Below are 26,022 nucleotides of genomic sequence, written 5' to 3'. Positions count from 1 at the left end.
GAAATGGCGGATATGATCTTATCCATAATGGGGAAAGATTTGAACAACGATTTCTCTTCCCTACTCAGAAGCAGAACGTTTCCTAAAAAGAAATTATGGTTCTTGGCTACGGCAGGATCAGGAATTTTTACAAAAGATTTCAGTTGGATTAAAGATTTCACTAGAGGAATTGAAGGAAAATTATGATGAAATCATTAGTAATCACTTCGTTGATATAGTGACAATATAAACAATAAGGGCTTGGAGGATTCCAGGCTCTTTATTTATTTTCTTCAACAAGACCATTCATTCCAAAAATTTGGGGTGGTAAATTTTTCATAGGTAAATGGTATTGCTATTGTGGAATTGTAATTTTAATGCAATAGAAAGTAATTTTAAATACATAAGGATGTAATGTTTTTAGGTTAAAATAATAATACAGATATTTATCTCATCAATTATTGTTAGTCTTAAAAATATATTTAAATATCTTTTTAAGAAAAATAATCAGCGGGGTGATAGAATGGCTGTTACTTCAAAAAGGAGTAAATATTTCGATAATGCAAAATTCATTTTGATTTTTCTCGTTGTGTTCGGGCATTTAATAAGTCCGTTAAAAGAACAGGATGGAATACTTTTCACATTATATACGGTAATTTTTTTATTCCATATGCCTGCCTTTATCTTCATCTCTGGATATTTTGCGAAAGGGTTTAGAAAGAAAGGGTATATAACCAAGACAATAAAAAGAATACTAATCCCTTATTTTATCTTTCAAATTATTTATTCCATTTTTTATTTCTTAATCGGGAAGGAAGAGCGATTAACCTTCGATTTTTTGCATCCTCATTGGACACTATGGTTTTTATTAAGTTTCTTTTTTTGGATTCTGCTGTTATTTGTTTTTGCAAGACTCAGCTGGATTGGTTTTGCTTTAGCTCTTGTATTAGGAATTGTCATTGGATATGTGGACAATGTGGGCAGCTTTTTAAGCTTATCAAGAACATTTGTCTTCTTTCCATATTTTTCATTGGGTTATTTACTTAATGGAAATCAGCTAAAACAAGTGGTTAGGGGAAAATATTCGCTTCCAGCCGGTATGGTCATCATGATTGCGACAATGTTATTCTTTGGATCGAGCTTTCCAAAAGATGCAGTTCCATGGCTGTTAGGTGATACTTCCTATGAGAATATGGGCGGAGTGGATTGGTTTGATGGGTTCATACGGGCATTCCAATATGGGGTTACTTTAATCGTAGTATTTGGATTTTTAGCTTTGATTCCATCAACTCAATATAAGTTGACCAAAATAGGGGAAAGGACACTGTATGTCTATTTATTCCATGGTTTTATTATTAAATTGCTTCAAGCTGTTTTGCCGGATGAAAGTTTACCATTCATTTCAGGGAATTACCTGTTACTGATCGTTCTTTCCTTTATTATCTGTATCACCTTGGGAAGTTATGTTATTAAAAAATATACCCGGCCGCTGGTTGAGCTCGAGGTTTAAGAAGCCGAACGTACTGTTACGTTCGGCTTTTCTTATTCTTCCATATTGGCGACATTTCTGTCTACATATGGTAAGATTATACTAAGATCTTCCATCCGTTTTTGAAGGATTTATTCCTCCAAGGTTGTGAAGATTTCATTTTTTATTTAGGAGGAGTTCATATGAATCAATTAATGAAGTGCGGCAGGAAGTTTGACCCTAGTTTGGAGGCTATCTATTATGAACCATAGTAACTTGTCACGCGAATTTTATTTGCAGCAATTAAGATATATAGATGAAAATATCAAGGAATTAACCCATCTTTATTTATCTTCAACGCCCATCCAAGAAAGGATTAAACACTTTTTTAACCTGTATGTCTTAGAAGTTGAGGATTTATTGTCAAAGAACAGCAAAAAGGGTTTCGTTACATTATTTCCAAAGGTTCTTATCGGAACAAAGGTGACAGTACTTTACGATGAGGACAATGAAACAGAAGAATTTGTCATTTGTCTGCCTGAACAGTCAGATCCAGATAAAGGGTTTATTTCCTTTTTATCTCCGGTTGGCAGGCAACTGCTACTCAGGTCACTAGGTGAGCAGATTTCCCTTAAGATTCCTACAGGAGATCTGCCGTTAACAGTCAAAGATATTTCATATGTTGGTGACCTATTTGGGATGGAAAATCATTATAAAGAAGCTTGATTATCCGCGTGCTGATGGTTGTTTTAAGTCGATACAACAAATAGACCGACCATACACTATGGCCGGTCTTTTATGTGTAGATAAATATTGAAAGCTAGAAACCAAATATAGAACTGACGAAATTCTTCTTTTTTCGCTTTATTTTGCTTTGATCCATACTGATCGATTGGTCGAAACGTTGAGGTGCTGTCAACTCGTTTATCTGTTTTTGCAGTTTTTCCAGTTGTAATGTGACTATTTTTACTTGATCTTGCAATTCTTCTATTTCTTGGCGATGTTGGAGGAGTTGATAGGAAGCAACTGAATCTGCCTTTGCATTCAAACTCACTTCTAATTCGCTCACTTTCGCTGCTAATTTATCAATTGCTTTGTCATTTTCAACTGTTTTTACACCCCCTCTGCGCACACTTCTTTTCTCACTCACGGGAGTTATTTCATGCAGCAATGTTCCGTTTTGCAGTTGTTCATGAATTTCTTTTAACAGATTAATATCATCGCTGCTAAAGTGATAATGTCCACGCTCATTTTTTTCCATCGGCAGAGCGAGCTGCTTTACCCAGCGCTGAACCGTACTTGCAGATACTCCTAATAATTTTGCTACTTCACTTGTATTCATGTCGAATCCCCCTAATGTTAAAATGACCCAAAACCATGAGTGACGTTATATTAGTAAAACACACAAGAATTAAAGGAGCATTTCATTAAAGGAATTATGACCAGAATTTCCACCATTTCTTTTCTCTTGCCGCAGCTACATCTCGAAAACTGGTCAACATTTGCTGGAATGCTAATTCTCGTTGTGTAACTTCATGGCGGTATTGATTGCGCTCTTCAACAAAGAATTCACGGTCCTTTGAAATGGTTTCTGATAAGCTGGATATTTCACTGTTTGTTAGATCAACATAGTGAGATAATTCATTAGATGTTTCCGATAACTGCTTTGAAAGTGAAAAGATTTCTTCAGAGGTCTCAAGTGAAGCGGCTGTCATATTTTTGGCAAGGTATTGCAAGGAGTCAGCCGTAGTCTCTGAAGCTTTTTCAATGGTATTCGATAACTCAAGTATTTCTGCTTTTGTATTTGCAGTTGATTTATAGACGGAGTCTGAAATGGATTTCACTGTATAATACGTACCCTTTGTTATTTCTTTTTTCACTTCTTCTAAAACTTCCTTGCGAACCACACTGCGAATTTCATCCTTGATTTCATTTAAGAACGTTTTTTTATAGGTTTCCATTGCTTCGAAAAAAAGCTCGGTGTTTTTAAGGGCGCTTTCTTCTACGGGGACAGGTATCATATCTTTTTCGGAGATAATTTCTAAGGTGACCTCGGATGCAGGTGTGCTTTCTTTTACTTCAGGGTTCTGTACTTTTTGCAACCATTGTCTGATTGCATCTTTACTGATTTTTTTTTCGGCCATTTGTTTTATTTCTAACAATTGGTCAATCTCCAAATCTGAATAAATTCGGGCTCCTTGTTTTGAACGGGGAATATCAAGATAATCCACAAAGTCCTTTTCCCACTGACGTACAATTGATGGGGTAACATTTATTTTTTTGGACACTTCTTTTAAAGTATAGGTCTTCAAACACTATCATTCCTTTCTATCTCTCGGAAATATTTCTTCTAGCATAGGTATTCACCATCGGGTAGCTGTTTTTCCTGCTGTATGACAAAAGCTATCAAAACAAGACGTAAATCACGAAATAGCAACATATTTTTCGCGCTATCAGCCGCTATAAAAAAGTGCAGTCAATTTCCGCTGAAATTGACTGCACTTTTTTATCACTTTATTCAACTAAACCGAGTTTTTTCAACCCATTATATATACCAGAGTCAGTTACATCAGTCGTTTTATGCTTGGCATATTGGAAAATATCAGGGTGTCCGTTCCCCATGGCAAAGCTTTCGCCAACAATTTGCAGCATTTCCTTATCGTTCATGCCATCTCCAAAGGCAATCGAGCTTTCCCTCGGAATGCCAAGACGCTCTAAAACCATTTGAACCCCAATACCTTTATTCACTCTATCCCTTATGACATCATAGCAATGGCGCATTCCATCAACATTGACTTGGGATAAATGAATGCTGCCTTCACTTTCGTATAGAGCTAGTTCATCATTTTTCAAATTGACTAAAGTCATCCCTAATATATCAACATTCAACTCTGGAGAATAAACTTCATTTTTAGTTAAATGAAACATTTTCATGAATTCTGGTATCCCTGGTGCATCGAAATCTGTTATTAAGTTCTGTTGATTCGAAAAAAGCACTACTTCATGATTGTGCTCAGCTGCGGTCTTCATAAATTGTTTAACTAATATAGAGTCCATTGGTTCCAGAAAAATGTCTTCCCCATTATAGATTGCATATGCTCCGTTATAACCAATATATGAACGAATGTTTAATTCCTTTGCTATCTCATCAATTTCATGAAGAGGTCTTCCTGTGGCTAAAAAAACTTCCAATCCTTTCGCTTGAACCTGAGAAATAGCCGTTTTGGTCGATTCTTCAATCGTATCATCCTCAGATAAGATGGTGCCGTCAATATCTAGAAATAAAACGTTGTAATCCGTCATGCAGAATCTCCTTTTTCTATTATTATGACTAGTTTACCACGTTTGCGTTTAATAATATAAAAAAAGCAACTCCAATTAAATGAAGTGAGGTAATTTGATGAAAAAGGTTTTATCTCTATTCTTATTTATTCTCTTGCTGACTCTTGGGGAAAAGGTGTCTGCGGTGGGGAATGTACCAATCTTAGTTTATCACTCCATTGCAGAATATACTGGTCATGGATCTAAAGAGCTTTATGTAACACCAGAAAACTTTGAAAAGCAAATCATCTTTTTAAGAGATCATGGTTATACGTTATTAACATTTGAGCAATGGCAGGATCGCAATAAGGTAGAGAAACCAATCTTTATTACCTTTGATGATGGCTATAAAAATAATCTAAATGCTTTTGCCGTTTTTCAAAAGCTTCATACAAAGTATTTTAAGCCCGCAGGTACCATCTTTGTCATTTCGGATTTTATTGGCCGCACTAACCGACTTTCGTCTGTGGATCTAAAACGGATGACAGACTCCGGTTTAATCTCAATTCAATCACATACTGCGACACACCCAGATTTAACGAAATCAACCAATTTAACATACGAACTAAAGTATGCAAAGGAAAAGATCCAGCAAATTACTGGTAAACCAGTTATCGCTCTATCATATCCATATGGAAACACGAATGAAAAGGTAATTACAGATACCAAAAAGTATTATCTATACGGTCTTACAACTACTCCAGGGCCCTTTTCATCTTCTGGAGTGAAAAATGAGTTGTATCTCCTTCCTAGAACCTATATTAAATATTCAACCACAATCAAGGAGTTTGCAAAAGCAGTAAGGATTGAATAAATAACAATATTTCAGGCGGAAGTGAATATGCTCATTGAGAGGGGGGATCTGGATGGCAAATAAGCTGCGTGTGTGGGAAGAGCATTTATTTTGGCTGGAAATATTGCAGGATCATGCTAATTTTGTCCGCGATCATTTGTCTGTTGAACAAATACAGGAAATTGAAATAGCTAAAAGGTTTATACAGTCGTTTGACACTTTGCTCAATCATCTTTGGCAATTGGATCCAGTATTCGATGTTTCATCGAGTGAAATGACTGGATTCGCTAATCAGTCGTATTCGGTTGCTTATGACTATTTCCGTTTTGAAGGGAATGTGCAGAATTTAAGACTTAAAAATCAGATTAACATAAATTTATCGCCGACGTATTTCAATGGAACCTTAAGTGAAAATCAAGAATATTTACGGTTACTATCTTATTATGTAAACGGTCAGCGTCCTGCACCTCTAAGGCTTGATCAATTATTGGATTTATGGTTAGAGGACCAATTGGGGCATATAATTTTATTAAGGAATTTAATAGATCCGATAGAATTAGCAGTAGACAGGCAAACAGATGTGTACGCACAAAGATTTCAGATGTTTATCCTGCAAAATCATCATATAAAGGGATTTTTACGATTTACTGAACAGGGTTTCCCACGGCAGAAAGAACTGGCACTAGAAGTCGGCAAGACTGTCATTGAAATGAATCAGTATATACGTTCTATTGTTGAAAAGTACAGAGGAGAGAGACTATTAAATAAGACTACTTTAAGGTTCTTGGAACATCACTTTCCAGAAACCTGTTATTTTATAAAAAAATTATCAGAATTTGCACCCGAACTTCACTCAGAGGGTGCTCATTGTTCTTTAAGGAAACCGTCCTTTAGTTAGAATGGAGAGATTGTGCCATCCTCAATTGGGGAGGCACAGTTTTTTCATCAAGGGAATGATAAAAATCTGTAAACTGTTCGAAACCTCAATGTAATCAATCATCGTTATAATAGTGTAAATATGAACTAGACTCTAGTAGGGCGGGTGTTTTATTTGGAAGAAACAATGGTAAAATCGTATTTACAGAAATCATTAGATGATTGGAAGGATGATATTTCACTAGTCCTGACTGAAATTGCCAATGAATATGATGAAGTGGCACAGGAATTGAAGGTATATTCTTATAAATATGGAATTACCAAACAGGTCATTCAATCAACAGTAAACGAGGAAATTATCGAAAAAATTCGTGAAATGTACCATAAACCATTTGAAGAAAGCTATAACCAATTGAAGGAATATATAAAGGACCTCGAGGAAAAGAGAAGAGTGTTTCAAATGTTTATTCAAAAAATTGACGAGGTAACAAAGAAGGAATCTGCTCGGATTACTACATATTAAGTCTCTACAACCCTATTCATGTTATGATGGGGTTATTTTTTATCTAGGCGGTTGAAACGGCACTAAAGTGTCCTGCATATAGTGAATAACAGGACTAATGCTGTGAGGTGTGGCATACATGATCATTGCCAATATTGGAAGTAAAACCTTTCGAATCCCCGATCACCTCGAGGACTATTTTCAAACGTTTCGCTCACATGTGATTGGGATGAACCAAGAATTTGAGTCTCCCTATGGAAAAAAGAATATTATTTATGCGGACTGGACGGCAAGCGGGCGTTTATATCGGCCGATTGAGCAAAAGATTTCTGAAGTGTTTGGGCCCTTTATGGCCAATACCCATACAGAATCAAATATCACTAGTTTAATGATGACCGGAATTTATAAGCAATCTAAAACCATTATTAAAGAACATGTAAATGCAGATCCTTATGATGTTGTAATCCTTGATGGATTTGGAATGACATCCGTGATCAACAAGCTGCAACGCATGTTAGGAATCCGTGTCCCTGAACAATGGAAGGATCAAATCGTGCTGTCCGAGGATGAAAGACCAGTGGTTTTTTTGACACATATGGAACACCATTCGAATCAAACATCCTGGTTAGAGACATTGGGGGATGTAGTGTTAATTAAACCTGATTCAGAAGGTAGAGTGGATGTTCAGCATCTTGAACAACTGTTGATTTTGTATAAGAATCGACGCTTGAAAATTGGTTCATTCACAGCCTGTTCAAATGTTACCGGGATTCTAACCCCTTATCATCAACTCGCAAAACTGATGCATCAGCATGGAGGTCTTTGTTTTGTTGATTTTGCCGCTTCCGCACCATATGTAAAAATAAATATGCACCCTAAAGATCCGCTTGAAAAACTCGATGGAGTCCTTTTCTCCCCACATAAGTTCTTAGGGGGGCCAGGAACGAGTGGAGTTTTGGTTTTTGATTCAAGAATTTATAAGAATAAAATTCCTGACCACCCTGGCGGCGGAACAGTAACATGGACAAATCCTTGGGGTGAGCATCAATATTATGAAGCAATTGAATTACGTGAAGATGGAGGCACACCGGGAATACTTCAAGCCATTCGGACGGCCCTTTGCTTAAATCTAAAAGACCAAATGGGCGTGGAGAATATATTAAAAAGGGAGAAGGAACTGCTTAACCTGTTATTCTCAAACTTAGAGGGCGTTCCAGGTGTCCATATATTAAGCGGGCAAATAAAGAATCGTCTTGGAATCGTCTCGCTTATAATCGATAACATCCATTACAATTTAATTGTTCGTTTGCTGAATGATCGATTTGGTATACAGGTAAGAGGAGGGTGTTCCTGCGCAGGGACATACGGGCATTATCTGTTTCAAATTGATAAAAAGACTTCTAAACTGATCACTGAAAAAATAAACCAAGGTGATATGTCGGTTAAACCGGGGTGGGTACGGTTCTCGATCCACCCTATTATGACAAATGAGGAAATCCTTTTGTTTGTAAAGGCAATCAAGGAGATTATTGTAAATATCGACGATTGGAAAAAGGACTACGTATATGATTCGGCAAGTAATGATTATTTCTATATTGATCACATTCGCGAAGATATGTCGCCATTATTCCGGATGGAATGAATGGGTAAGCTATGAAGGAAAGAGGCATCCCCATATTAAATGGAGCGGCCTCTTTTATAATAATATATTATTCTGCTTTAGCTGCTTGGATTTGTAGGTTGATTTTGACTTTGTCTCCGACAAGGACACCTCCGGTTTCAAGGGCTGCATTCCAGACTAAACCATAGTCTGAACGATTCACAGTACCTGTAGCACTGAAGCCAGCCTTCTCATTTCCCCATGGATCTTTTCCCTGACCCTCAAAAGTAACGAAGAAGGTTTCTTGTTTTGTCAATCCGCGAAGGGTTAAATCACCGGTAACATTGTATTCACCTTCATCTGTTTTTTCGATGCTAGTCGATTTGAAGGTCATATTTGGATGATTTTCTACATCAAAGAAATCCGCAGATACTAAGTGAGCATCACGGTCTTTACTACGGGTATCCACACTTGCTGTTTCTACGGAAAATTCAATACTTGCTGTTGTTAAATCAGCTGGATCCGCTTCAATTGAAGCGTTAAAGCTATTGAAGGTACCTTTTACGTTTGCAATCATCATGTGACGAACAGAAAAATCTACACTGCTGTGTGCAGGATCTAAAGCCCATTTAGTTTTTGCCATTGTTCATTTCTCCTCCATTTTGTTTTGAAGTGATTTATCTTGAATTTAAAATAACTAATTTCAAAATAAATTATATGTTGATTGCTACTATATTGTCAATTGTTTTTTATTAATTTTTTTCGCACTTTTTCCAATACTATTAAAATAAGCTTAGTTGAGATGGCCAGTATTCGTGTGGATCATAAAGTGGAAGAGAAGAGGAGAGTAAAAAGGAATAAAAAAAAGCCTATAATCAGCCTTTACATTTTGAAATATTTTCTTGAAAAGGTATAAGAATCATGATAAAATGACCTTTGGAATAAAAAGTTATATTATAGGTGATTACAAATAACCTATTATAACATTAACACAATAAAAATCGGTTGTCAAGCAATTGGATCTATATTTTATCTGGAGAGTGGTTAAATGAGCGATTTACAAAACAAAGACTGGCATATAGAACAGGAACGGGTCAGTTCAGTTGTAGAGGAAATTGATCAAAAAGTGAAAAATTTAGAGCAAAATACTGGTAAGGTTCGCTCAGATGTTCTCGAAATTCGCAAGACCTTTTGGGAAGATGTAACCGTAAATTTAGATGAGCCGGATGATATGATCGAAACAGCAGCAAGTATAAAGCAGCAGGCTGAAATGCTGTCCGAACGTGAGCGGACACATAAACAATTGGATCAACATCTAAAAACTCTCGCCAGATTAAAAGATTCCCCTTATTTTGGACGGATTGATTTTTTTGAAAAAGGTGAAAAAGCACCCGATCAAGTTTATTTAGGGATTACATCATTGATGGATAAACACGATGAAACCTTCTTAATCTATGATTGGCGCGCACCCATTTCGAGCCTATATTATGACTATTCTCCAGGGCTCGCACAATACCATACGCCTGAAGGAACAATCGAAGGGGAAATGACATTAAAGCGCCAGTTTATTATCCGAAATGCAGAAATTAAAGGAATGTTTGATACAGGGATAACCATAGGGGATGAAATGCTGCAAGAGGTTCTTGGGAACAATGCAAGCACGCAAATGAAAAGTATTGTTGCCACGATTCAGCGGGAACAGAATGAAATTATTCGGAACGAGCGCAGTAAAGTCCTCCTCGTCCAAGGGGCAGCAGGAAGCGGTAAAACCTCCGCGGCTCTGCAGCGTGTTGCCTACCTAATGTATCGGTATCGAGGGACATTAAATGCAGAAAATATCATGCTATTCTCACCGAACCCCCTTTTTAACAGTTACGTTGCTACCGTGTTACCAGAGCTTGGTGAAGAAAATATGCAGCAATCCACTTTCCAGGAATACTTACATCAAAGGTTTGGAAATTCGTTTGAGGTAGAGGATCCATTCGTACAAATAGAGTATTTGCTCAGTGGCAAAGAGGATAAAGGTTATCAGACAAGAGTAGAAGGAATTTGTTTCAAATCAAGCCTGGAATTTAAAAACATCATTGATCGATATGCAGCCCAATTATCCAGCCACGGTTTAATTTTTATGGATTTATTCTTTAGAGGAGATGTACTCATTTCGAAAAAGGAGATTCATAATTATTTTTATTCTCTTGAAAAAAGTTATTCGATTCCAAATAGGGTTCAGCTCGTCAAGGAATGGTTACTAAAAGAATTAAGACGTGCCGTCAAACGGGAGCGTTCTAGGAGCTGGGTGGAGGAGGAAATCCAATTTCTTGAAAAAGAAGATTATATGGAGGTATTCAAAAGACTACAAGAGAAAGATCGCTTCTCTGATAATACATTCGATGATTTTGAGCGGGAACAAAAGCTCCTTGCAGAAATGGTCGTGAAGGAAAAGTTTAGGCCCTTATTTGCAAGAGTAAAGAAGTTGAAATTTGTTGACGCCACTCAAATCTATCTGCAATTATTTTCACAAGCGGTGAGGTCAAATGAATCTCTTCCCCAAAACTGGGCGGACATTTGCACACATACAATAGAGAATATAACCAACATGATTATTCCGTATGAGGATGCGACACCATATGTATACCTCCAGGATTTAATTGAAGGCCGGAAATCAAACACTGGGATTCGCCATATATTCATTGATGAAGCGCAGGATTATTCTCCATTCCAATTCGCATTTATCCAAGGGCTTTTCCCTTATAGTAAAATGACGCTGCTTGGTGACTTCAATCAGGCAATCTTTTCCGGTGCGACGGGTTCAGAGACAGTTCTTACTGATTTGAACAATAGTGATGAGGAAGTAGAAGCCTTTGTATTAACAAAGACATATCGTTCCACAAGGGAAATTGTTGAATTTACAAGTGGTTTGATTGAAGGCGGCGAAAAAATAGTCCCTTTTAACCGCAGAGGCACAAAGCCGACAATAGAAGAAATAGGAAAAGAAAACGTAAATAACGCTATTCTTTCAAAAATGAAGGAATTTAACGATGAAGGACATCGCACAATCGCCGTGATCTGCAGGACTGCTGGAGAAAGTAAGGCCGTTTATAAAGCTCTTAAAAATGAAATTCCCCTTCATTTAATTGAAAAAGGGACAATTTCCTATGAGAAGGGAAATCTTGTGATTCCCTCTTATTTGGCAAAAGGAATCGAATTTGATGCTGTTATTCTGTATGATTGTTCTCAATATAAGAGGGAAAGTGAACGGAAATTATTCTATACAGTTTGCACACGTGCGATGCATGAGTTGTATATGCTTACAACAGACGGAATTAGTCCGCTCATGGCATCTGTCTCCCGAGATACTTATGATTTAATCTAAACTGGCACATAAAAGGCTGTAGAATTATATGCAATTCTACAGCTTATTCTTTTGAAATCTTACTTTTTCCATTGTTTTTGTACTTGTTCAAAGGCAAGGCGTAATATTTCATCATCGGAGGTTTCACGACTAGTAATGACATTTGTTAAATAGCATTTTCCTTCAAAAGTTATTGTTACTTCCACTTGTACCATAAAAATCACCTTTCCTTATTATAAGATTAGTTGTATAAAAAAAACTTCCAAAAGGAAGCTTTAAACCTCGAGAGCCATAAATTCTTCAGCAAATAGCTGTACTTGGTTTTTATCTATTTTGTTCTTTTTTAGTAAAGATTCAGCAATCACTAGATGGGCATGAATGGAACTATTTCTTTTTAAATCCCGAATGGATACATCGCCATTCAATAATTGAATAGCCTTTTCTCTGATGTCTTGATTCTTAGAAGACTTGTACAACAAATAGGCAATACAAGTAACTTTGTCCACAAAGTAACCTCCTATCTAGAATCGATTCGTTATTAAAATATAAATTCGACCATAAGCTAACTTTTTCCTGCTAATTTTCTGAAAATTTTAGAAAAACAAACATCTAATTAACTTCTATTTTACTTATCTAGATATTTTGTTGAATATTGCTTCTTTGATATAATATAAAAGCTGAACCTTTTACATATGATTTAGGAGGAAAACCAATGAAGCAGACCTTAATTAAGGACTTATACAGAAATACGGAAAGTTATATTGAGCAAAAGGTACAATTGTCTGGATGGATTCGGACGATTCGTGATTCCAAAACCTTTGGGTTCATTGAATTGAATGATGGCAGCTTTTTTAAAGGGGTACAAATTGTATTTGATGAAGAACTGGAGAACTTCAAGGAAATTGCTAAGCTTCCGATTAGTTCTTCTATTAAAGTAGTTGGGGATTTTGTTCATACTCCCCAAGCAAAGCAGCCATTTGAAATTAAAGCAACGGACATTGTCGTTGAGGGAATATCAAATGTGGATTATCCATTACAAAAGAAAAAGCATTCCTTCGAATATTTAAGAACGATCGCACATTTACGCCCAAGGACCAATACATTTTCAGCTGTATTCCGGGTAAGATCCCTAGCGTCATATGCAATACATAAATTTTTCCAAGAAAAAGGATTTGTTTATGTGCACTCTCCAATCATCACAGGCAGTGATACCGAAGGGGCAGGGGAAATGTTCCGGGTCACCACCCTCGATATGGACAATTTGCCAAAAAATGAAGAGGGTAAAGCAGATTTAAGCCAGGACTTTTTTAGTAAAGAAACGAATCTGACTGTAAGTGGACAGCTTTCAGCTGAGTCATTTGCGTTAGCATTCCGGAATGTTTATACTTTTGGACCAACATTTAGAGCTGAGAATTCGAATACAGCCCGCCATGCAGCTGAATTTTGGATGATTGAACCGGAGCTTGCATTTGCAGAGCTTCCAGATATAATGGATTTAGGCGAGGAAATGGTGAAATATGTAATTGGGTACGTTCTCGAACATGCTCCTGAGGAAATGAATTTCTTTAACAGTTTTATTGAAAAGGGCTTGTTAGACCGTTTAAATAGTGCACATTCAGCAAATTTTGGCCGCGTGACGTATACGGAAGCAATCAATTTGTTAGTTGAATCAGGTGAAAACTTTGCCTATCCTGTAGAATGGGGTGTTGACCTGCAGACAGAACATGAACGATATTTATGCGAAAAGGTCTTTAAACGCCCGGTATTTGTTACTGATTATCCAAAAGAAATTAAAGCCTTCTATATGCGTTTAAATGAAGATAACAAAACAGTGGCTGCAATGGATTTACTTGTTCCGGGAATCGGTGAACTAATCGGCGGCAGCCAGCGTGAAGAACGGGAAGAAGTATTGGCCGGAAAAATTAACGAGCTTGGCATGAATGAGGAAGATTATTGGTGGTATTTGGAATTAAGAAAATATGGCGGAACAAAACACTCAGGCTATGGGATTGGTTTTGAACGTTTAATCATGTACCTAACAGGAATGTCTAACATTAGAGATGTTATCCCATTCCCAAGAACACCTGGTAATGCGGAGTTTTAAATTATTTAAAAGGAGACCGAATGGGTCTCCTTTTGTGTTGTGTTTTATTAAAGATTTTGTAATTCTTCTTCGAAAAAAAAGGTTCCTGGGTGCTCTTTAACGATATAAGAATATCTTTTCATATTTTTTACATACTGCCATTTTAAAATCGTGACAGTCTCACCCGTTTCTTTAATGTTTACAGTTTGACCATTATTATAGCGGTTATTTGAGTTTTTCAAATCTAACACCCCTTTACTATTCCTTTTAAGTATACCACAAAGTCATTACACTTTATTTCAAATGGAAGACGCTTGCAGTAAATGAAAAGAAGAAAGTCAGGCACCTTTCAATAATAAACCAACTATGGTATACTTTACAAAAGTGAGGTGTCATTTTGACAAATTATAAAGCAAAAAAAAGTAACCTCAAAGATTTATTAACTAAAAACGGTATGGATTTGGAATGCCTGGAAAGAAGTACAAACATTCCCAGAAGTCAACTTAACGACTACATATCAAAGAAGGTAATGAATCTAAATTCTGCGATGACCATCTCCAAAGAATTGAATTGCCAGATTGAAGATTTATATGTTTGGACATCTGATGAGACATAGTGTAGTTTCTTCATACATGAACGAAAAACAGACTCGTTATCGAGTCTGTTTTTTTTTATGAGTAATTTAGTTCGATAAGTCACATTTTTCTAAAGGAATGACCTTTGTTTTTTTGGTGAATTTGTATCCAAGCCATAAAACAAGGAAAAGAGGTATCCCAATGTAAGAAACTAATACACCATTCCAGTCGATATGGTCACCCATAAAGGCTGAATAATTTTGTCCTAAAACAACAAATCCGCAGACAGCAAAGGCGAAAATCGGTCCAAATGGAAAGAGTTTTGATTTAAATGGCAGCAAGCTTAAATCCTTGCCTTGCGCAACATATGATTTACGGAAACGATAGTGGCAAACGGCAATTCCAAGCCAAGCAATAAATCCTGACATACCAGAAGCATTTAAAAGCCAAACATAAACGGTACCATCACCAAAGAATGATGCAAGGAACGCTAATGTTCCTACTAATGTTGTAGCAATTAAGGCATTGACTGGAACGCCTCTTTTATTTAGTTTGCCTAAGAATTTTGGCGCTTTTCCTTGGCGCGCTAAATCCCAGAGCATCCGTGTCGAAGCATACATGCCTGAATTTCCGGCAGATAATACGGCTGTTAAAATGACGGCATTCATGACAGATGCTGCGAAAGCAATTCCTGCTTTTTGAAATACAAGTGTGAATGGGCTGACGGAAACATCACCATTGGCCAAGTTTCCATTTGTATATGGAATCAGAAGTCCGATCACTAATATAGCTAGCACATAAAATAAAAGAATCCGCCAAAATACAGATTTTACAGCACGAGGAATTGCCTTTTCGGGATTATCGGTTTCCCCGGCTGCGACACCTAGTAGTTCGGTTCCTTGGAAAGAAAATCCAGCGGCCATAAAAATTCCCAGCATGGCCATAAACCCGCCGTGGAATGGCGCATCACCAACTGTAAAGTTTTTAAATCCAATCGCATGATCGCCCATAATACCAAATATCATTAACGTGCCAGTTATGATAAAAATAACAACTGTCACTACTTTAATAAGAGAAAACCAATACTCTGCCTCGCCAAACCCTTTTACAGACAGATAATTTAATAGAAACATAATCACTAAAAAGGTACTGCTCCAAATAATTGATGGCGTATTTGGGAACCAGAATTTCATGATCATTGTAACAGCAGCTAATTCAGCAGCAATGGTGATTGCCCAGTTATACCAGTAATTCCAACCGAGTGCAAAACCGAAAGCTGGATCAACAAATTTTGTTGCATATGTGCTAAAGCTTCCGGCAACGGGCATATAGGCACCCATCTCAGCTAAGCTTTGCATTAAAAAGTATACCATGACCCCGATGACAAGATAGGAAAGGAGCGCCCCGCCAGGTCCGGCAGAATGAATGGCACCGCCGCTTGCAAGGAATAGGCCGGTACCTATCGTTCCTCCTAAAGAAATCATTGTAAGGTGACGTGATTTTAAGCTGCGTTTTAGCTCAATCGTTTCCTGTTTGTTTGTGCGTTCATCTGAATAAACCTGTTCTTCTAATTGTCTAGCTGTTTGCATATTTATGACTCCTTTTTCTGTTTGTTTTTCGAGAAGGAGTTTGGAATAAAAAATGCCATCGAAGCAGAATCGATGGCATTGTCAATACCCCGCATCATACCTTCCGAAAGATAGCTCAACACGCACAGCTGGTAGGGCTATACGTGACAGTTCTGTTCCTATTCGGAGACAGCCCCAGCATGCAATTCCAGAGATGAATACACGCTTCGGCAGCTTTTCCTTTCAAACGGAGTCATTGGAGTCTCATCACCTCGTCCGCCATACTAATAAAAACCGCGACCTCTACCTCATCGGTTTGATGAGGATTTATACTATGAAGTTAATATATTTATATAGTATAAATATTATTTATAAAAAGTCAAATGGAAAAATTTCCAGATAATTTTTTATTATTGTAAAAAACTATTTAATTTACTTCATAACGGAGAATCGGTAATATTCATTAAAAGAACAAGTGGCAGGAGATGAATAGGTTGCAGTTTCTTGGTTTAATACTCGGGTCCCTCATAATTGTGACAGGTTTTAATCTCTTTTTAATCCCTCATCAAGTGTTAAGCAGCGGATTAAGCGGTATTTCTATGTTATTTGGCATGATCACTCCAATTAATACGGGAGTAGCTAATTTTCTGTTAAATCTTCCATTATTAATTATCGGATATAAAATGCTTGGAAAAAGGTTTATCATGAATACGATATTATCTGTCATCATTATTTCATTTGGTCTATATTTGGTCCCTGTATATGAGGTTGCTAAAGACACCATATTATCATCGATTTTTGGAGGAGCCTTAACAGGTATTGGCGTGGGAATCGTGTTCCGCTGTTCCGGTTCGACTGGGGGATTTGATATTATCGGAATGATTGTGTCACGGAAAAGAGACTTTCCGATTGGCACCTTGCTTTCAGGAATGAATGCAGTAGTCATTCTCATTAGCGGCTTTATATTTAATTGGGATGTAGCACTTAATACTTTAGTATCCATTTTTGTAACAGGTAAAGTAGTGGATGCTATTTATACCGATCACGCAAAGTTAACAATCATGATAATTACTGAAAAAGGCCAAGAAATGCGAAGGCACTTGCTCACTAACTTGTACAGAGGATTGACTATAATGGATGGTGTTGGCGGCTATTCTAATGACCATCGAAATGTATTATTTACCATTATTTCAAGGTATGAGTTAAATGAGGTGAAACATCTAATAACTGAAATCGATCCTGCGGCTTTTGTCAATATAACTGAAACCATTGAAGTAATGGGACTATTTCACAGACCCAGCCCGCATTAACAAAAATAACCCCTGAATTTGGGGTTATTTTTATATATTTGCTAATTATTAATATACTTTTCAAATACATAACCAAAATCTTTTACACAATATTGTTTTTTGCTATCCTCCAGCCATTGAAAGGCAGCTTGATTAAGCATTTTGAATTGAACAACCAAGTTGCTGTCAGGACTTGTGATACGGCCAAGAGTTGTTGAGGCTACATCAAGGCTTTGTTTGGCAAATTGGAGCGAGATTTCATTTTCATGTGAAATTTCGGAAATTTTGATAAGTGCTTTGTACAAATCTTTTATTTCTTCAATATGTTTCTTATGAACGTCGATGGAGAAGGGCTGCGAGCCAATTTTAAATTTAATTTCTACATCAAGATCAACCGTTCCAGCTGTTTCTAGGTAAACATCTGAAATTCTATTGGTAGCATAACTATAGCGGTGAAGCATGCGCTTTTTACTTGTTGCACTAGTACCATCAAGATGTATAAGGGAATTATTTGTAAAACAATATTCATCGGATTTTGATTTGATTAAGAAATATATTTTCTCATTGTCTTCATGCATAACATAATCATCTGCATCCACCTTATCATAATTCTCCGGCTTAATAACTGAACCCACATCACTTAATCCTAAAATATCTGCAGCTACTTTTCCAAACATTGTGTCAACCTCACTTTATTATTTTTTTCTAAATTTATGTACGAACAAAGCGGCATAAGGTTTCAACCCTGAGCGAACTTTTGGACGACGAAATACTCTATGCCATTTATAAAATAAGTATACATAAATTTCTGTCGGTCATTAACAAACAATTCAGAAATCTGGTATACTAAAGAAAAATTTGATTGATCTTGGAGGAAGTCCGATGTAAACCACCTTACTTTTAAATGAAAATTTAATAAAAAGTGAGGGTGTAACATGTCCATTTTTTTCGGAAAACAGGTTTCTATCCGGTTTCTTTGGTTTGGGCAAATGTCAGCCAATCTAGGTGATATTTTATATGTTGTATGTTTAATAAAAATGATCTTTGATGCGACTGGTTCAGTTACCTATATGTCGCTTGTTCCGTTTTTTTATACTATTTCTGCTTTAATTAGCGGATTATTGGCACCATTAATCATCAATAAATACAACCTTAAGTCTATTTTATTTTTTTCCCAATGCGGTAAGACATTGTTGCTATTAGGTATGTGTTTACTAGCAGGCATCGTAAATGCTGGCTGGCTGTTCGGAATTTATTTACTAATCTGTTTGATTTCCTTTTTAGATGGATGGGCATCACCGGCTCGAAACGCTCTTGTTCCAAGTCTTGTAGAGCAAAGCAAACTTATGAAAACCAATAGTTTACTTGCCATTTCTGATCAAATCGTTCAGTTGATTGCTTGGCCCATCGGTAGTATCTTATTAGTTTCTTTGGGAGCAAGGAGGATTCTCTGGTTTACCTTCGTCTTATACCTGCTCTCTAGCGTATTAATGGGGCTTATCGATCATGTTGCGAACCAGCAAATTAAAGAAGAGCAGTCGCGAATGGATGTCTTAAAAGAGGGTTGGAGAATCATTTGGAATTCCAAGCAGCTCCGGACGATCAGTTTAATGAACATACTCGAAACCTTTGCAAACGGGGTTTGGATTGCAGCTATTTTGTTTGTTTATGTTTCGGAGGCATTAAATAAAGGGGAGAACTGGTGGGGATTTATTAATGGCTCCTTTTTTGCCGGAATGCTATTTGGGGGACTGCTGATTTATCGCTTTTCACATATGTTAGAAAGAAATTTAGGACAAACAATCCTTTTGTCTACATTAAGCTTAATCATGATTACCTTTTTATTCGGAATGACCTCAGTCCCTTGGTTTGCTTTATTCGTGTCTTTCTTGTTTGGATTGCCGCAAATGGCTCGAGATGTGGCCGAGACCACGATCATCCAACAAAGCGCAAGGGAACAGCTTTTAGCTAAAGTTTATTCAGCCAGGGGTACATTGATATTTGGTTCCTTTGGTTTATCATCTATTTTGATGGGATGGATTACCGAATCCTTTGGTATAAGAACCACCTTTATGGTGGCAACTGTACTTTTCCTTTGTTCTTTTACAGTTGCCTTAATGAGCAGGAGGTACTTTTTCTTAGATGTGAATGAACAAACATGGTAAGATGTTCGGTATTTTAGCGAAACCACTTGCTGGTTTCCCTTTTTTTGTGGAAAATAACACTATATATAGAATTACAAAAGGAGATTAGAAACCATGCGTCCCATTATTGTAGGCATCTTTGCTTCATTCTTTTTTGCCTTTACTTTTATCCTAAATAGATCGATGGAACTAGCAGGGGGGAGCTGGATTTGGAGTGCATCGTTAAGATATTTCTTCATGGTTCCTTTCCTTTTCTTCATTGTAATGGCCAGGAAAAATTTAAAACCATTATTTGTGGAAATGAAACAACGGCCGGGTTCCTGGCTGCTGTGGAGTTCTATTGGCTTCGGATTATTCTATGCCCCTATTTGTTTTTCAGCTGCATATGCCCCAGGCTGGCTGATTGCAGCAACCTGGCAGATTACCATCATCTCAGGTTCCTTCCCTGGCACCTCTTTTTTATGAAACGGTCATGACCGACCAAGGCCCAAAACGGATAAAGGGGAAAATTCCTTTTAAAGGCTTAGGAATGTCCTTAATCATTTTATTGGGAATCATTTTGATGCAGGTGGAACAAGCAAACCATTTATCTGTCATTGCCTTATCTTTAGGAGTCTTACCTGTTGTTGTAGCATCATTTGCCTACCCATTAGGCAATAGAAAAATGATGGAGGTTTGCGGCGGCCGCCTAGATGTATTTCAACGGGTATTAGGAATGACGATTGCAAGCTTGCCCTTCTGGATTGTCTTATCCATCTTTGGACTAATTGATAGCGGACCGCCAAGCTTTGGACAAACTGTCCAATCCGCACTTGTAGCAATAACCTCCGGAGTAATTGCAACTATACTCTTCTTTCATGCAACAGATCTTGTAAGGGGAGACATGCAGAAACTTGCTGCTGTAGAGGCTACGCAGTCAATGGAAGTTTTATTTGCTGTTATCGGAGAATTGTTACTGTTAAATTCATTGATGCCTTCAGCTTTATCATGGAGCGGCATGGCATTGATCATGGCAGGCATGATCCTGCACAGCTATGTTTCCAACAAAGAAGTAAAACCAAAAATAGAAAAACTTAGTGCTTAGGCGGAAAAATAAAATGGAAATGACGAATCCTTATCAACAAAATTGATAAGGATTTTTTTATTCCTTTTATCCGTTTAGGAAAGGTGTAAGCCGCTCAATGGTTTCTTGAAGAATAGCTGCATTTTTCTTATACATTGCCTTTGACTTTTTGCAATCAGTTTCTAATGAGAAAATTTCTAAGTCTGCTTGGGTCTTTTTGAGAGTTGCCAGTAATAACGGACGCGCTGCAGGCGTTGGTACTTTAATTTTATCATCATAAAGATCCACGGTTACCTCACCATACGAATCCACTTGCCCAAGAAAAACATTATCCAATGTCACACCAAGTTTTTCTAACTCCGTATAAAGCCAGCCTCTGCCTTTTCCGGCACACCGTAATGCCTCATCCACGATATTCCCGTCCATAATGATGGTTTGCGGTTCTTTTTCATTTGGCATTTTCATTTGTAAATCTTTTGGTGTTAAAGGTTGATTTTCTTTTTTTAATAAGGCACTTAAATTACCGCGTGGTTCCAATACTGCAAATTCAACGTCAGCAACTTTAAAAATGTTTTTTTGCCTTAGGAGTGCAGAAAGTTCATCGATCGTATACTTTTCTTTCTTTAAATTATTCTCCAAGATTTTTCCATCTTGAATGACGACTGTACTTTTCCCTTCAGCAAAATCACTGAATTTTTTACTTTTTATTGCCATGTAGTTCACTAAAAAAGTAATCAATCCAAATACGACAATGGCGAGGGCACCATGATAGATATTCGCCTCAAGTCCTGTGACAACCTCACCAGCTATACTTCCAATCGTAATGCCTGCGACATACTCAAAAAAGGAAAGTTCAGATATTTGCTTCTTTCCCAGAACTTTTGTGGTAATAAATAAGAGCAGCAAGAAAATTAAAGAGCGCATGATAATAAACGTCCAACCTGGCATCTTTTCTCACCTCAAAATATTATGTCCCCTTGAATTGTGGTTCATGACGTTCCAGTTCTAAAACACGGTATTGCAGATCTTTTTTTATATCTCCAATTTGCAGACTCGTTTCGTGGAAAATTTTTTTTGCTTCATCATCAAGTGAATTTAATGCGAATGAAGATAATTGGGCTTCAATGCCTTTTAAGGTGAAAAGACATTGTTTGACATTTGAAGCGATCGTCATAAAAGTAACTTCCTTTCATAGGAAATTCTTAAAATGAAAAAGGGGTTGGCTTGGGATCGCCAACCTAAAACAGCTTTATTGATTGTACTGCGGTTCTTCGGCCATGATTTCTTGAAGTCTCGGTTCAAGACTGTCTAAAACGGATTGTGTTTGCTGTGCTGCTTGTTGATAAAGTTGCTTGGCATTTTGATTATCTGTAGCAAGCGCAAACGTTTCAAAACTTGCTTGTGCACTTTTAAGTCCTGCTAATGCTTGTTTTACTTGAGTACCGACTGTCATCTTTATCCTTCTTTCGTCATTAGAATTGAAATTACAAAAATAGTATGTGGATTAACTTTTTGCTTATGTATGAATTTGTACTTATTGAAGTAGAAAATTTTTCCTATCACCTTGAATAGTGATTTCTTAAATTATTATTCCTTTTTTTGAGTTTTAAAGCATATAGTTGTAACAGTAAAAATTTATATTTTGAGGTGATCAATATTAGAAAAACATCGAAAGATGATTTTGTCCAAGGATTTGTGCCGCATCATAATCATGGGTCTGTGGATTACACCGGAGTGAGTTCAGGGCATGTTCACCAATGTTTGGATATCACTTCACCACCGATCCCCACACAAGATGGCGGACATATTCATTATACAGAAGGATATGTTCTTTTTGAGGATGGACACACACACCATTACCGAGCTTATTCTGGACCAGCCATTCCTGTAGGGAACGGAATGCACGTCCATTATTATGATTTTCAAACAACCGAAGATAATGGGCATAGTCACCATGTGAAAGGTGTTGATCAACCTGCACCTGGGTCGAAATAAGCACTAAAACCAATCTTTTATAAGGTTGGTTTTTTTTATACAAATAAAGTGTTTTTAAAATTGCGCCAAATACTACAGTAATTGGTAAATTTGAGGTAAAATAACAATGAATAATAGAGAGAAGCATTGGGGGGGATATTTTGATTTTTGTTAAAAGAAAGGAAGCAGATGACGAACATTCCGTTAAATTAGTAGCGTATACCATTATTTTATATATTAGCAGCATATTTGTACCATTTGTCCTTGTTGCATCTTATCAAAGCATGGTCTATTTTTCACGCTCCTATTGGTTTTTTTCAACACCATTTAGTGCTTACATCACGTTTATGTTTGGGATGATAGTAATTGCTGTAATTTTGACTGCTTATCTCATCTTTAGGCAACGATGGGAGGGAAAAAGATTGAAATGGATTACTGGTATTTTAATCCTTTCAACGTTTCCGGCCTTTATATTAAGTCTAACCAATTATTATTATCTGGACGATGATGGCATCCACTATAATGGTTTGACAGGGCTGGAGGAAAATGAGTACAAATGGGATGAAATGGCTAAGGTACATATTGTTTACAGAAACCAACAGGGTACAACCAGTTTATACCAATACAAATTTGTGATGGCTGACGGCAGTGAATTAACAATTCCGTTTAATGATAAACTTTCTGAAAATAAATATAAGGTGGAAGCGAAAATTAAAGAGAACAACATTTCGGTTAAGGATAATTTCAAAAATCCAATTGTCGATTAAAGAAAAGGTCTTCCGTTTTGGACTGGAAGACCTTGGTTGCATTAGGATTTCCAAAAGTTCACAATACCGTAACAAATTGCCGGTTAATTCGGAAAATTTCGTGATATACTATAAGTGTAAAGGAAAATACAAAGGTTAACATCTTAGGAGGCTCAACCATACGTGTTCGTTCCGTTAGTGAACGAGTCAATGTAAGGTTATTCCTAAATATCATTTGGTAGGTGGAGCGATGCAAAATCTTATTGCAAAGGCTTAAATCTAAAACAAAATCCTTTCATAATGGATATCTTTGAAAGACGATAGAATCTATATCAAGGGAAAAAGTTGAGGATTTATAGGTTAATACATCTAATTTTCAGAAGTATTCCAAACCGAAACCTTTTCAAAAAGATACATTGCCAGGAAGCTGATGATCCAATTGATGGAATAAAGGTCTTAAATGGTGGTAAACCAAAATTTGTTTCTTTTAGGGATTTGAATTCCAATAACATGTGAATTAATTCCTACAACGGAACAAACACACATTGGCTATGCTTCAAAGTTTCCCTTTAGATGCGAATTTTCACTAAAGGAAATGGAATTTGAAAAGATATGGCTGATGTCATGGTTGGGTCCCCTAAGGTGTTAATAATCATTAAGGAGTTACTTCAAAAATGAGGTAGCTCCTTTTTATATTTTCTTTACAATAGTGAAAGAAATTAAGCAATTCATTATGAAACATGCTTAATTTTCGCTATACTTATAGTAGAATTCTTTTTGAAAGGGGCAAGATAATGACAGGAACGCAAGAAATTAGTTTAATTGCACAACAGGAAGCCATAATGGCAAAAATTCAGCATCGAAAGTTGACAAAAAGAAAACTGCTTCAGCGGATTTTATTAATAACACTAGGTGCCACCTTAATGTCAGTAGGACTTGAAATCTTCCTTGTCCCGAATAAGGTCATTGATGGCGGGATTACTGGCATTTCCATTATGCTCTCCTATATTACGGGATGGAAACTGGGAATTTTCCTATTTATTCTTAATATTCCTTTTTTCTTCATTGGTTACAAACAGATTGGAAAAACCTTCGCATTCTCCACTCTTTATGGCATCATCATTCTTTCAATTGGTACCAGTTTACTTCATCCAGTTCCAGCCTTTACCCAAGATATTCTTCTTGCGACTGTTTTTGGGGGAATTGTTCTTGGTATTGGAGTTGGTCTGGTCATAAGGTACGGTGGTTCACTAGATGGTACGGAAATACTTGCCATTCTTTTTAATAAAAAACTGCCTTTTTCCGTCGGGGAAATTATTATGTTCTTTAATCTTTTCATTCTTGGAAGCGCCGGTTTTGTATTTTCATGGGATCGTGCGATGTATTCTTTAATTGCTTATTTTGTTGCTTACAAAACGATTGATGTAACGATAACAGGGCTGGATGAATCTAAATCCGTTTGGATCATTAGTGACAATGCCAGAGAAATTGGCGACGCCATCATGAATCGCCTTGGTCGAGGGGTTACCTACATTAATGGAGAGGGTGCCTTTTCGGGAGATGATAAAAAAGTTATTTTTTGTGTCATCAATCGTCTTGAAGAAGCAAAATTGAAGGAAATTGTTACTGAGAATGACGATAGTGCCTTTCTTGCAGTGGCGGATATTGCAGAAGTCCGTGGCGGGCGATTTAAGAAAAGGGATATTCACTAGTTGTAATCTACTCGCTGTTTCTGTCGTTAATTAGGGAAAAATGCAAATTCTTCGGATCGTGTTTTGTCGTACTATGCGCTTACCTAGGAAATAGTTTTGCGAAAAATAAGATATTTCCGAAAAAGATGACAGATAATTCTGCCATCTTTTTCGTTATTTAAAATAATAGTTCATACACTTCATTTAGTTCATGTGCTCTTTTTTCATCTTGTTCCTCTTTCGCATAGTTAATCTCCTTAGGCAGAATAAGATTTAAAAAATGTATTTCTTTTTGGTTTAAATCACGGACAAAGGAGCCTTCAGAAGAATAGGCACTCTCCTTTAGTTTTTTGTACAAATTCCTGCCCTCTGAATGTTCGTCCGTATAATTTGATAAGGTTTCTCTTAAATATCCCAAAGTTTTATCCATACCTTCACCTATCCTTTCACGCTTTTATTTTTTGATGTAAGGGTAATAATATACACTTTAGAAAGTTAATATTGGCGGGATTTGAAATCCTGAAAATGAAAAAGAGAGTAAGTACAAATGTACTTACTCCATTTACCCGGTTAGAAAAATAAAAACGGTGCAAACCCAAATCCAACAAACGGAAAGAATACCGGTGGCCTGAAAAATGGCCGTGGTCCCCAAAAGCCATATCCAAATCCGTCAGAAGTTTGGGAAGATGTTAATTGTTCAATCTCAAGGCCATTCTTTTGAACCTTAACAACTCTACCTGTCACCCATTCTCCAGTTTCATTTTGATATCGAATCATCTTACCTTCTAAATGACGAGCTTGTTCAAAATTTAACTGCACTCCAAATCCCTCCTTTAAATTATGGACCTGCTATAAAATATGAAAAAAGTTTAACGGATGTAAAGGCCAAAACCTATTTCTTGTCCATTAATTTTTGGGAAGGTAAAAGGCAAGGCAAATCTCCTGGTTAAAGATCATTCTCCATGAAAAGACCCCCTTTTAAAAAAGGGGGTTCAGAC

At 36.9% G+C, this 26,022-nt stretch carries 29 protein-coding genes, 1 pseudogene and 1 riboswitch; of the genes and pseudogenes, 16 read left to right on the top strand and 14 right to left on the bottom strand.

The window, feature by feature from the left end:
- The 3 genes from ACO1D1_RS24295 to ACO1D1_RS24285 all read left to right on the top strand — a co-directional run.
- The coding region (locus tag ACO1D1_RS24295) for a hypothetical protein (protein WP_423337433.1) at window positions 1-186 on the top strand (186 nt) is incomplete at its 5' end.
- Window positions 187-502: 316 nt separating this feature from the next.
- Window positions 503-1,489 (top strand): acyltransferase family protein, encoded by a 987-nt coding sequence (locus tag ACO1D1_RS24290; protein ID WP_423337432.1) that lies wholly within the window; start codon window positions 503-505, stop codon window positions 1,487-1,489.
- Window positions 1,490-1,708: 219 nt separating this feature from the next.
- Window positions 1,709-2,173, top strand: coding sequence for a GreA/GreB family elongation factor (locus ACO1D1_RS24285; RefSeq protein WP_149870564.1), 465 nt, complete (start codon window positions 1,709-1,711; stop codon window positions 2,171-2,173).
- Window positions 2,174-2,267: 94 nt separating this feature from the next.
- Here ACO1D1_RS24285 and ACO1D1_RS24280 read toward each other — a convergent pair whose 3' ends face one another.
- From ACO1D1_RS24280 to ACO1D1_RS24270, 3 genes are all read right to left on the bottom strand, one after another.
- Entirely contained in the window at window positions 2,268-2,789 is a 522-nt protein-coding gene (locus ACO1D1_RS24280) for a MerR family transcriptional regulator (protein ID WP_149870563.1), read from the bottom strand.
- Window positions 2,790-2,883: 94 nt separating this feature from the next.
- Window positions 2,884-3,759, bottom strand: coding sequence for a MerR family transcriptional regulator (locus ACO1D1_RS24275; protein WP_149870562.1), 876 nt, complete (start codon window positions 3,757-3,759; stop codon window positions 2,884-2,886).
- Window positions 3,760-3,961: 202 nt separating this feature from the next.
- Window positions 3,962-4,750, bottom strand: a complete 789-nt coding sequence (locus tag ACO1D1_RS24270; RefSeq protein ID WP_149870561.1) for an HAD family hydrolase — start codon at window positions 4,748-4,750, stop codon at window positions 3,962-3,964.
- Window positions 4,751-4,847: 97 nt separating this feature from the next.
- Here ACO1D1_RS24270 and ACO1D1_RS24265 point away from each other — a divergent pair, with 97 nt between their 5' ends.
- The 4 genes from ACO1D1_RS24265 (at window position 4,848) to ACO1D1_RS24250 (ending at window position 8,581) form a co-directional block, all read left to right on the top strand.
- Complete coding sequence (locus ACO1D1_RS24265) at window positions 4,848-5,582, top strand: polysaccharide deacetylase family protein (RefSeq protein ID WP_149870560.1); 735 nt, start codon at window positions 4,848-4,850, stop codon at window positions 5,580-5,582.
- Between the two features lie 52 nt (window positions 5,583-5,634).
- Window positions 5,635-6,459 (top strand): DUF2935 domain-containing protein, encoded by an 825-nt coding sequence (locus ACO1D1_RS24260; protein WP_149870559.1) that lies wholly within the window; start codon window positions 5,635-5,637, stop codon window positions 6,457-6,459.
- A gap of 165 nt (window positions 6,460-6,624) precedes the next feature.
- Window positions 6,625-6,960 (top strand): hypothetical protein, encoded by a 336-nt coding sequence (locus tag ACO1D1_RS24255; protein WP_411675495.1) that lies wholly within the window; start codon window positions 6,625-6,627, stop codon window positions 6,958-6,960.
- A 118-nt stretch (window positions 6,961-7,078) separates the two neighbouring features.
- The gene (locus ACO1D1_RS24250; RefSeq protein WP_149870557.1) at window positions 7,079-8,581 is read left to right on the top strand and encodes an aminotransferase class V-fold PLP-dependent enzyme; all 1,503 of its coding nucleotides are present in this window, start codon (window positions 7,079-7,081) and stop codon (window positions 8,579-8,581) included.
- A gap of 67 nt (window positions 8,582-8,648) precedes the next feature.
- Here the strand turns inward: ACO1D1_RS24250 and ACO1D1_RS24245 are convergent, their stop codons facing one another.
- Entirely contained in the window at window positions 8,649-9,182 is a 534-nt protein-coding gene (locus ACO1D1_RS24245; protein ID WP_423337431.1) for a YceI family protein, read from the bottom strand.
- Window positions 9,183-9,587: 405 nt separating this feature from the next.
- Here ACO1D1_RS24245 and helD point away from each other — a divergent pair, with 405 nt between their 5' ends.
- A complete protein-coding gene (gene helD / locus ACO1D1_RS24240) occupies window positions 9,588-11,912 on the top strand; it encodes an RNA polymerase recycling motor HelD (protein WP_149870555.1) in 2,325 nt (774 codons plus the stop codon).
- A gap of 59 nt (window positions 11,913-11,971) precedes the next feature.
- On the opposite strand, the gene ACO1D1_RS24235 is transcribed toward helD, so the two are convergent.
- Together ACO1D1_RS24235 and ACO1D1_RS24230 are read right to left on the bottom strand one after the other, a co-directional pair.
- Complete coding sequence (locus ACO1D1_RS24235; protein WP_149870554.1) at window positions 11,972-12,106, bottom strand: BA3454 family stress response protein; 135 nt, start codon at window positions 12,104-12,106, stop codon at window positions 11,972-11,974.
- A gap of 60 nt (window positions 12,107-12,166) precedes the next feature.
- Window positions 12,167-12,397, bottom strand: coding sequence for a hypothetical protein (locus tag ACO1D1_RS24230; protein ID WP_149870553.1), 231 nt, complete (start codon window positions 12,395-12,397; stop codon window positions 12,167-12,169).
- Window positions 12,398-12,603: 206 nt separating this feature from the next.
- On the opposite strand from ACO1D1_RS24230, the gene asnS reads away from it, so the two are divergent.
- On the top strand, window positions 12,604-13,995 hold the full coding sequence (gene asnS, locus ACO1D1_RS24225; RefSeq protein WP_149870552.1) for an asparagine--tRNA ligase: 1,392 nt from the start codon (window positions 12,604-12,606) through the stop codon (window positions 13,993-13,995).
- 47 nt (window positions 13,996-14,042) lie between these two features.
- Here the strand turns inward: asnS and ACO1D1_RS24220 are convergent, their stop codons facing one another.
- A complete protein-coding gene (locus ACO1D1_RS24220) occupies window positions 14,043-14,216 on the bottom strand; it encodes a hypothetical protein (protein ID WP_190284656.1) in 174 nt (57 codons plus the stop codon).
- A 155-nt stretch (window positions 14,217-14,371) separates the two neighbouring features.
- Here ACO1D1_RS24220 and ACO1D1_RS24215 point away from each other — a divergent pair, with 155 nt between their 5' ends.
- Window positions 14,372-14,590 carry a helix-turn-helix domain-containing protein gene (locus ACO1D1_RS24215; protein WP_149870551.1) on the top strand — a complete coding sequence of 73 codons (219 nt, stop codon included), beginning with the start codon at window positions 14,372-14,374 and terminating at the stop codon, window positions 14,588-14,590.
- A 66-nt stretch (window positions 14,591-14,656) separates the two neighbouring features.
- On the opposite strand, the gene ACO1D1_RS24210 is transcribed toward ACO1D1_RS24215, so the two are convergent.
- Entirely contained in the window at window positions 14,657-16,138 is a 1,482-nt protein-coding gene (locus tag ACO1D1_RS24210) for an amino acid permease (protein WP_149870550.1), read from the bottom strand.
- Window positions 16,139-16,241: 103 nt separating this feature from the next.
- Window positions 16,242-16,431: riboswitch (Lysine riboswitch) on the bottom strand.
- A 180-nt stretch (window positions 16,432-16,611) separates the two neighbouring features.
- On the opposite strand from ACO1D1_RS24210, the gene ACO1D1_RS24205 reads away from it, so the two are divergent.
- Entirely contained in the window at window positions 16,612-17,427 is an 816-nt protein-coding gene (locus ACO1D1_RS24205) for a YitT family protein (protein WP_411675455.1), read from the top strand.
- 41 nt (window positions 17,428-17,468) lie between these two features.
- Here the strand turns inward: ACO1D1_RS24205 and ACO1D1_RS24200 are convergent, their stop codons facing one another.
- On the bottom strand, window positions 17,469-18,083 hold the full coding sequence (locus ACO1D1_RS24200; RefSeq protein WP_149870548.1) for a PH domain-containing protein: 615 nt from the start codon (window positions 18,081-18,083) through the stop codon (window positions 17,469-17,471).
- Between the two features lie 258 nt (window positions 18,084-18,341).
- On the opposite strand from ACO1D1_RS24200, the gene ACO1D1_RS24195 reads away from it, so the two are divergent.
- Window positions 18,342-19,571 carry an MFS transporter gene (locus ACO1D1_RS24195; protein WP_423337430.1) on the top strand — a complete coding sequence of 410 codons (1,230 nt, stop codon included), beginning with the start codon at window positions 18,342-18,344 and terminating at the stop codon, window positions 19,569-19,571.
- A gap of 93 nt (window positions 19,572-19,664) precedes the next feature.
- Window positions 19,665-20,634, top strand: a pseudogene (locus ACO1D1_RS24190) (multidrug resistance efflux transporter family protein).
- A 66-nt stretch (window positions 20,635-20,700) separates the two neighbouring features.
- Here ACO1D1_RS24190 and ACO1D1_RS24185 read toward each other — a convergent pair.
- The 3 genes from ACO1D1_RS24185 to ACO1D1_RS24175 form a co-directional block, all read right to left on the bottom strand.
- On the bottom strand, window positions 20,701-21,561 hold the full coding sequence (locus ACO1D1_RS24185) for a DUF421 domain-containing protein (protein ID WP_149870545.1): 861 nt from the start codon (window positions 21,559-21,561) through the stop codon (window positions 20,701-20,703).
- 19 nt (window positions 21,562-21,580) lie between these two features.
- A complete protein-coding gene (locus tag ACO1D1_RS24180; RefSeq protein WP_423337429.1) occupies window positions 21,581-21,787 on the bottom strand; it encodes a DUF1657 domain-containing protein in 207 nt (68 codons plus the stop codon).
- 75 nt (window positions 21,788-21,862) lie between these two features.
- Window positions 21,863-22,066: a DUF1657 domain-containing protein gene (locus ACO1D1_RS24175; protein ID WP_149870543.1), complete on the bottom strand. Its 204-nt coding sequence runs from the start codon at window positions 22,064-22,066 to the stop codon at window positions 21,863-21,865.
- A gap of 203 nt (window positions 22,067-22,269) precedes the next feature.
- Here ACO1D1_RS24175 and ACO1D1_RS24170 point away from each other — a divergent pair, with 203 nt between their 5' ends.
- From ACO1D1_RS24170 to ACO1D1_RS24160, 3 genes are all read left to right on the top strand, one after another.
- Window positions 22,270-22,608 carry a YmaF family protein gene (locus ACO1D1_RS24170; RefSeq protein WP_423337434.1) on the top strand — a complete coding sequence of 113 codons (339 nt, stop codon included), beginning with the start codon at window positions 22,270-22,272 and terminating at the stop codon, window positions 22,606-22,608.
- 140 nt (window positions 22,609-22,748) lie between these two features.
- Window positions 22,749-23,354, top strand: a complete 606-nt coding sequence (locus tag ACO1D1_RS24165) for a hypothetical protein (RefSeq protein WP_423337428.1) — start codon at window positions 22,749-22,751, stop codon at window positions 23,352-23,354.
- 773 nt (window positions 23,355-24,127) lie between these two features.
- Complete coding sequence (locus tag ACO1D1_RS24160; protein ID WP_423337427.1) at window positions 24,128-25,045, top strand: YitT family protein; 918 nt, start codon at window positions 24,128-24,130, stop codon at window positions 25,043-25,045.
- Window positions 25,046-25,202: 157 nt separating this feature from the next.
- Here the strand turns inward: ACO1D1_RS24160 and ACO1D1_RS24155 are convergent, their stop codons facing one another.
- Both ACO1D1_RS24155 and ACO1D1_RS24150 read right to left on the bottom strand, forming a co-directional pair.
- Entirely contained in the window at window positions 25,203-25,454 is a 252-nt protein-coding gene (locus ACO1D1_RS24155) for a sigma-G-dependent sporulation-specific acid-soluble spore protein CsgA (protein WP_149870541.1), read from the bottom strand.
- 140 nt (window positions 25,455-25,594) lie between these two features.
- On the bottom strand, window positions 25,595-25,843 hold the full coding sequence (locus ACO1D1_RS24150) for a hypothetical protein (RefSeq protein WP_149870540.1): 249 nt from the start codon (window positions 25,841-25,843) through the stop codon (window positions 25,595-25,597).
- Window positions 25,844-26,022: the final 179 nt, after the last annotated feature.

The sequence above is a fragment of the Neobacillus sp. 19 genome (assembly GCF_049463095.1).
GTDB lineage: Bacteria > Bacillota > Bacilli > Bacillales > Cytobacillaceae > Neobacillus.
This window is presented reverse-complemented; position numbering and strand designations above follow the sequence as displayed.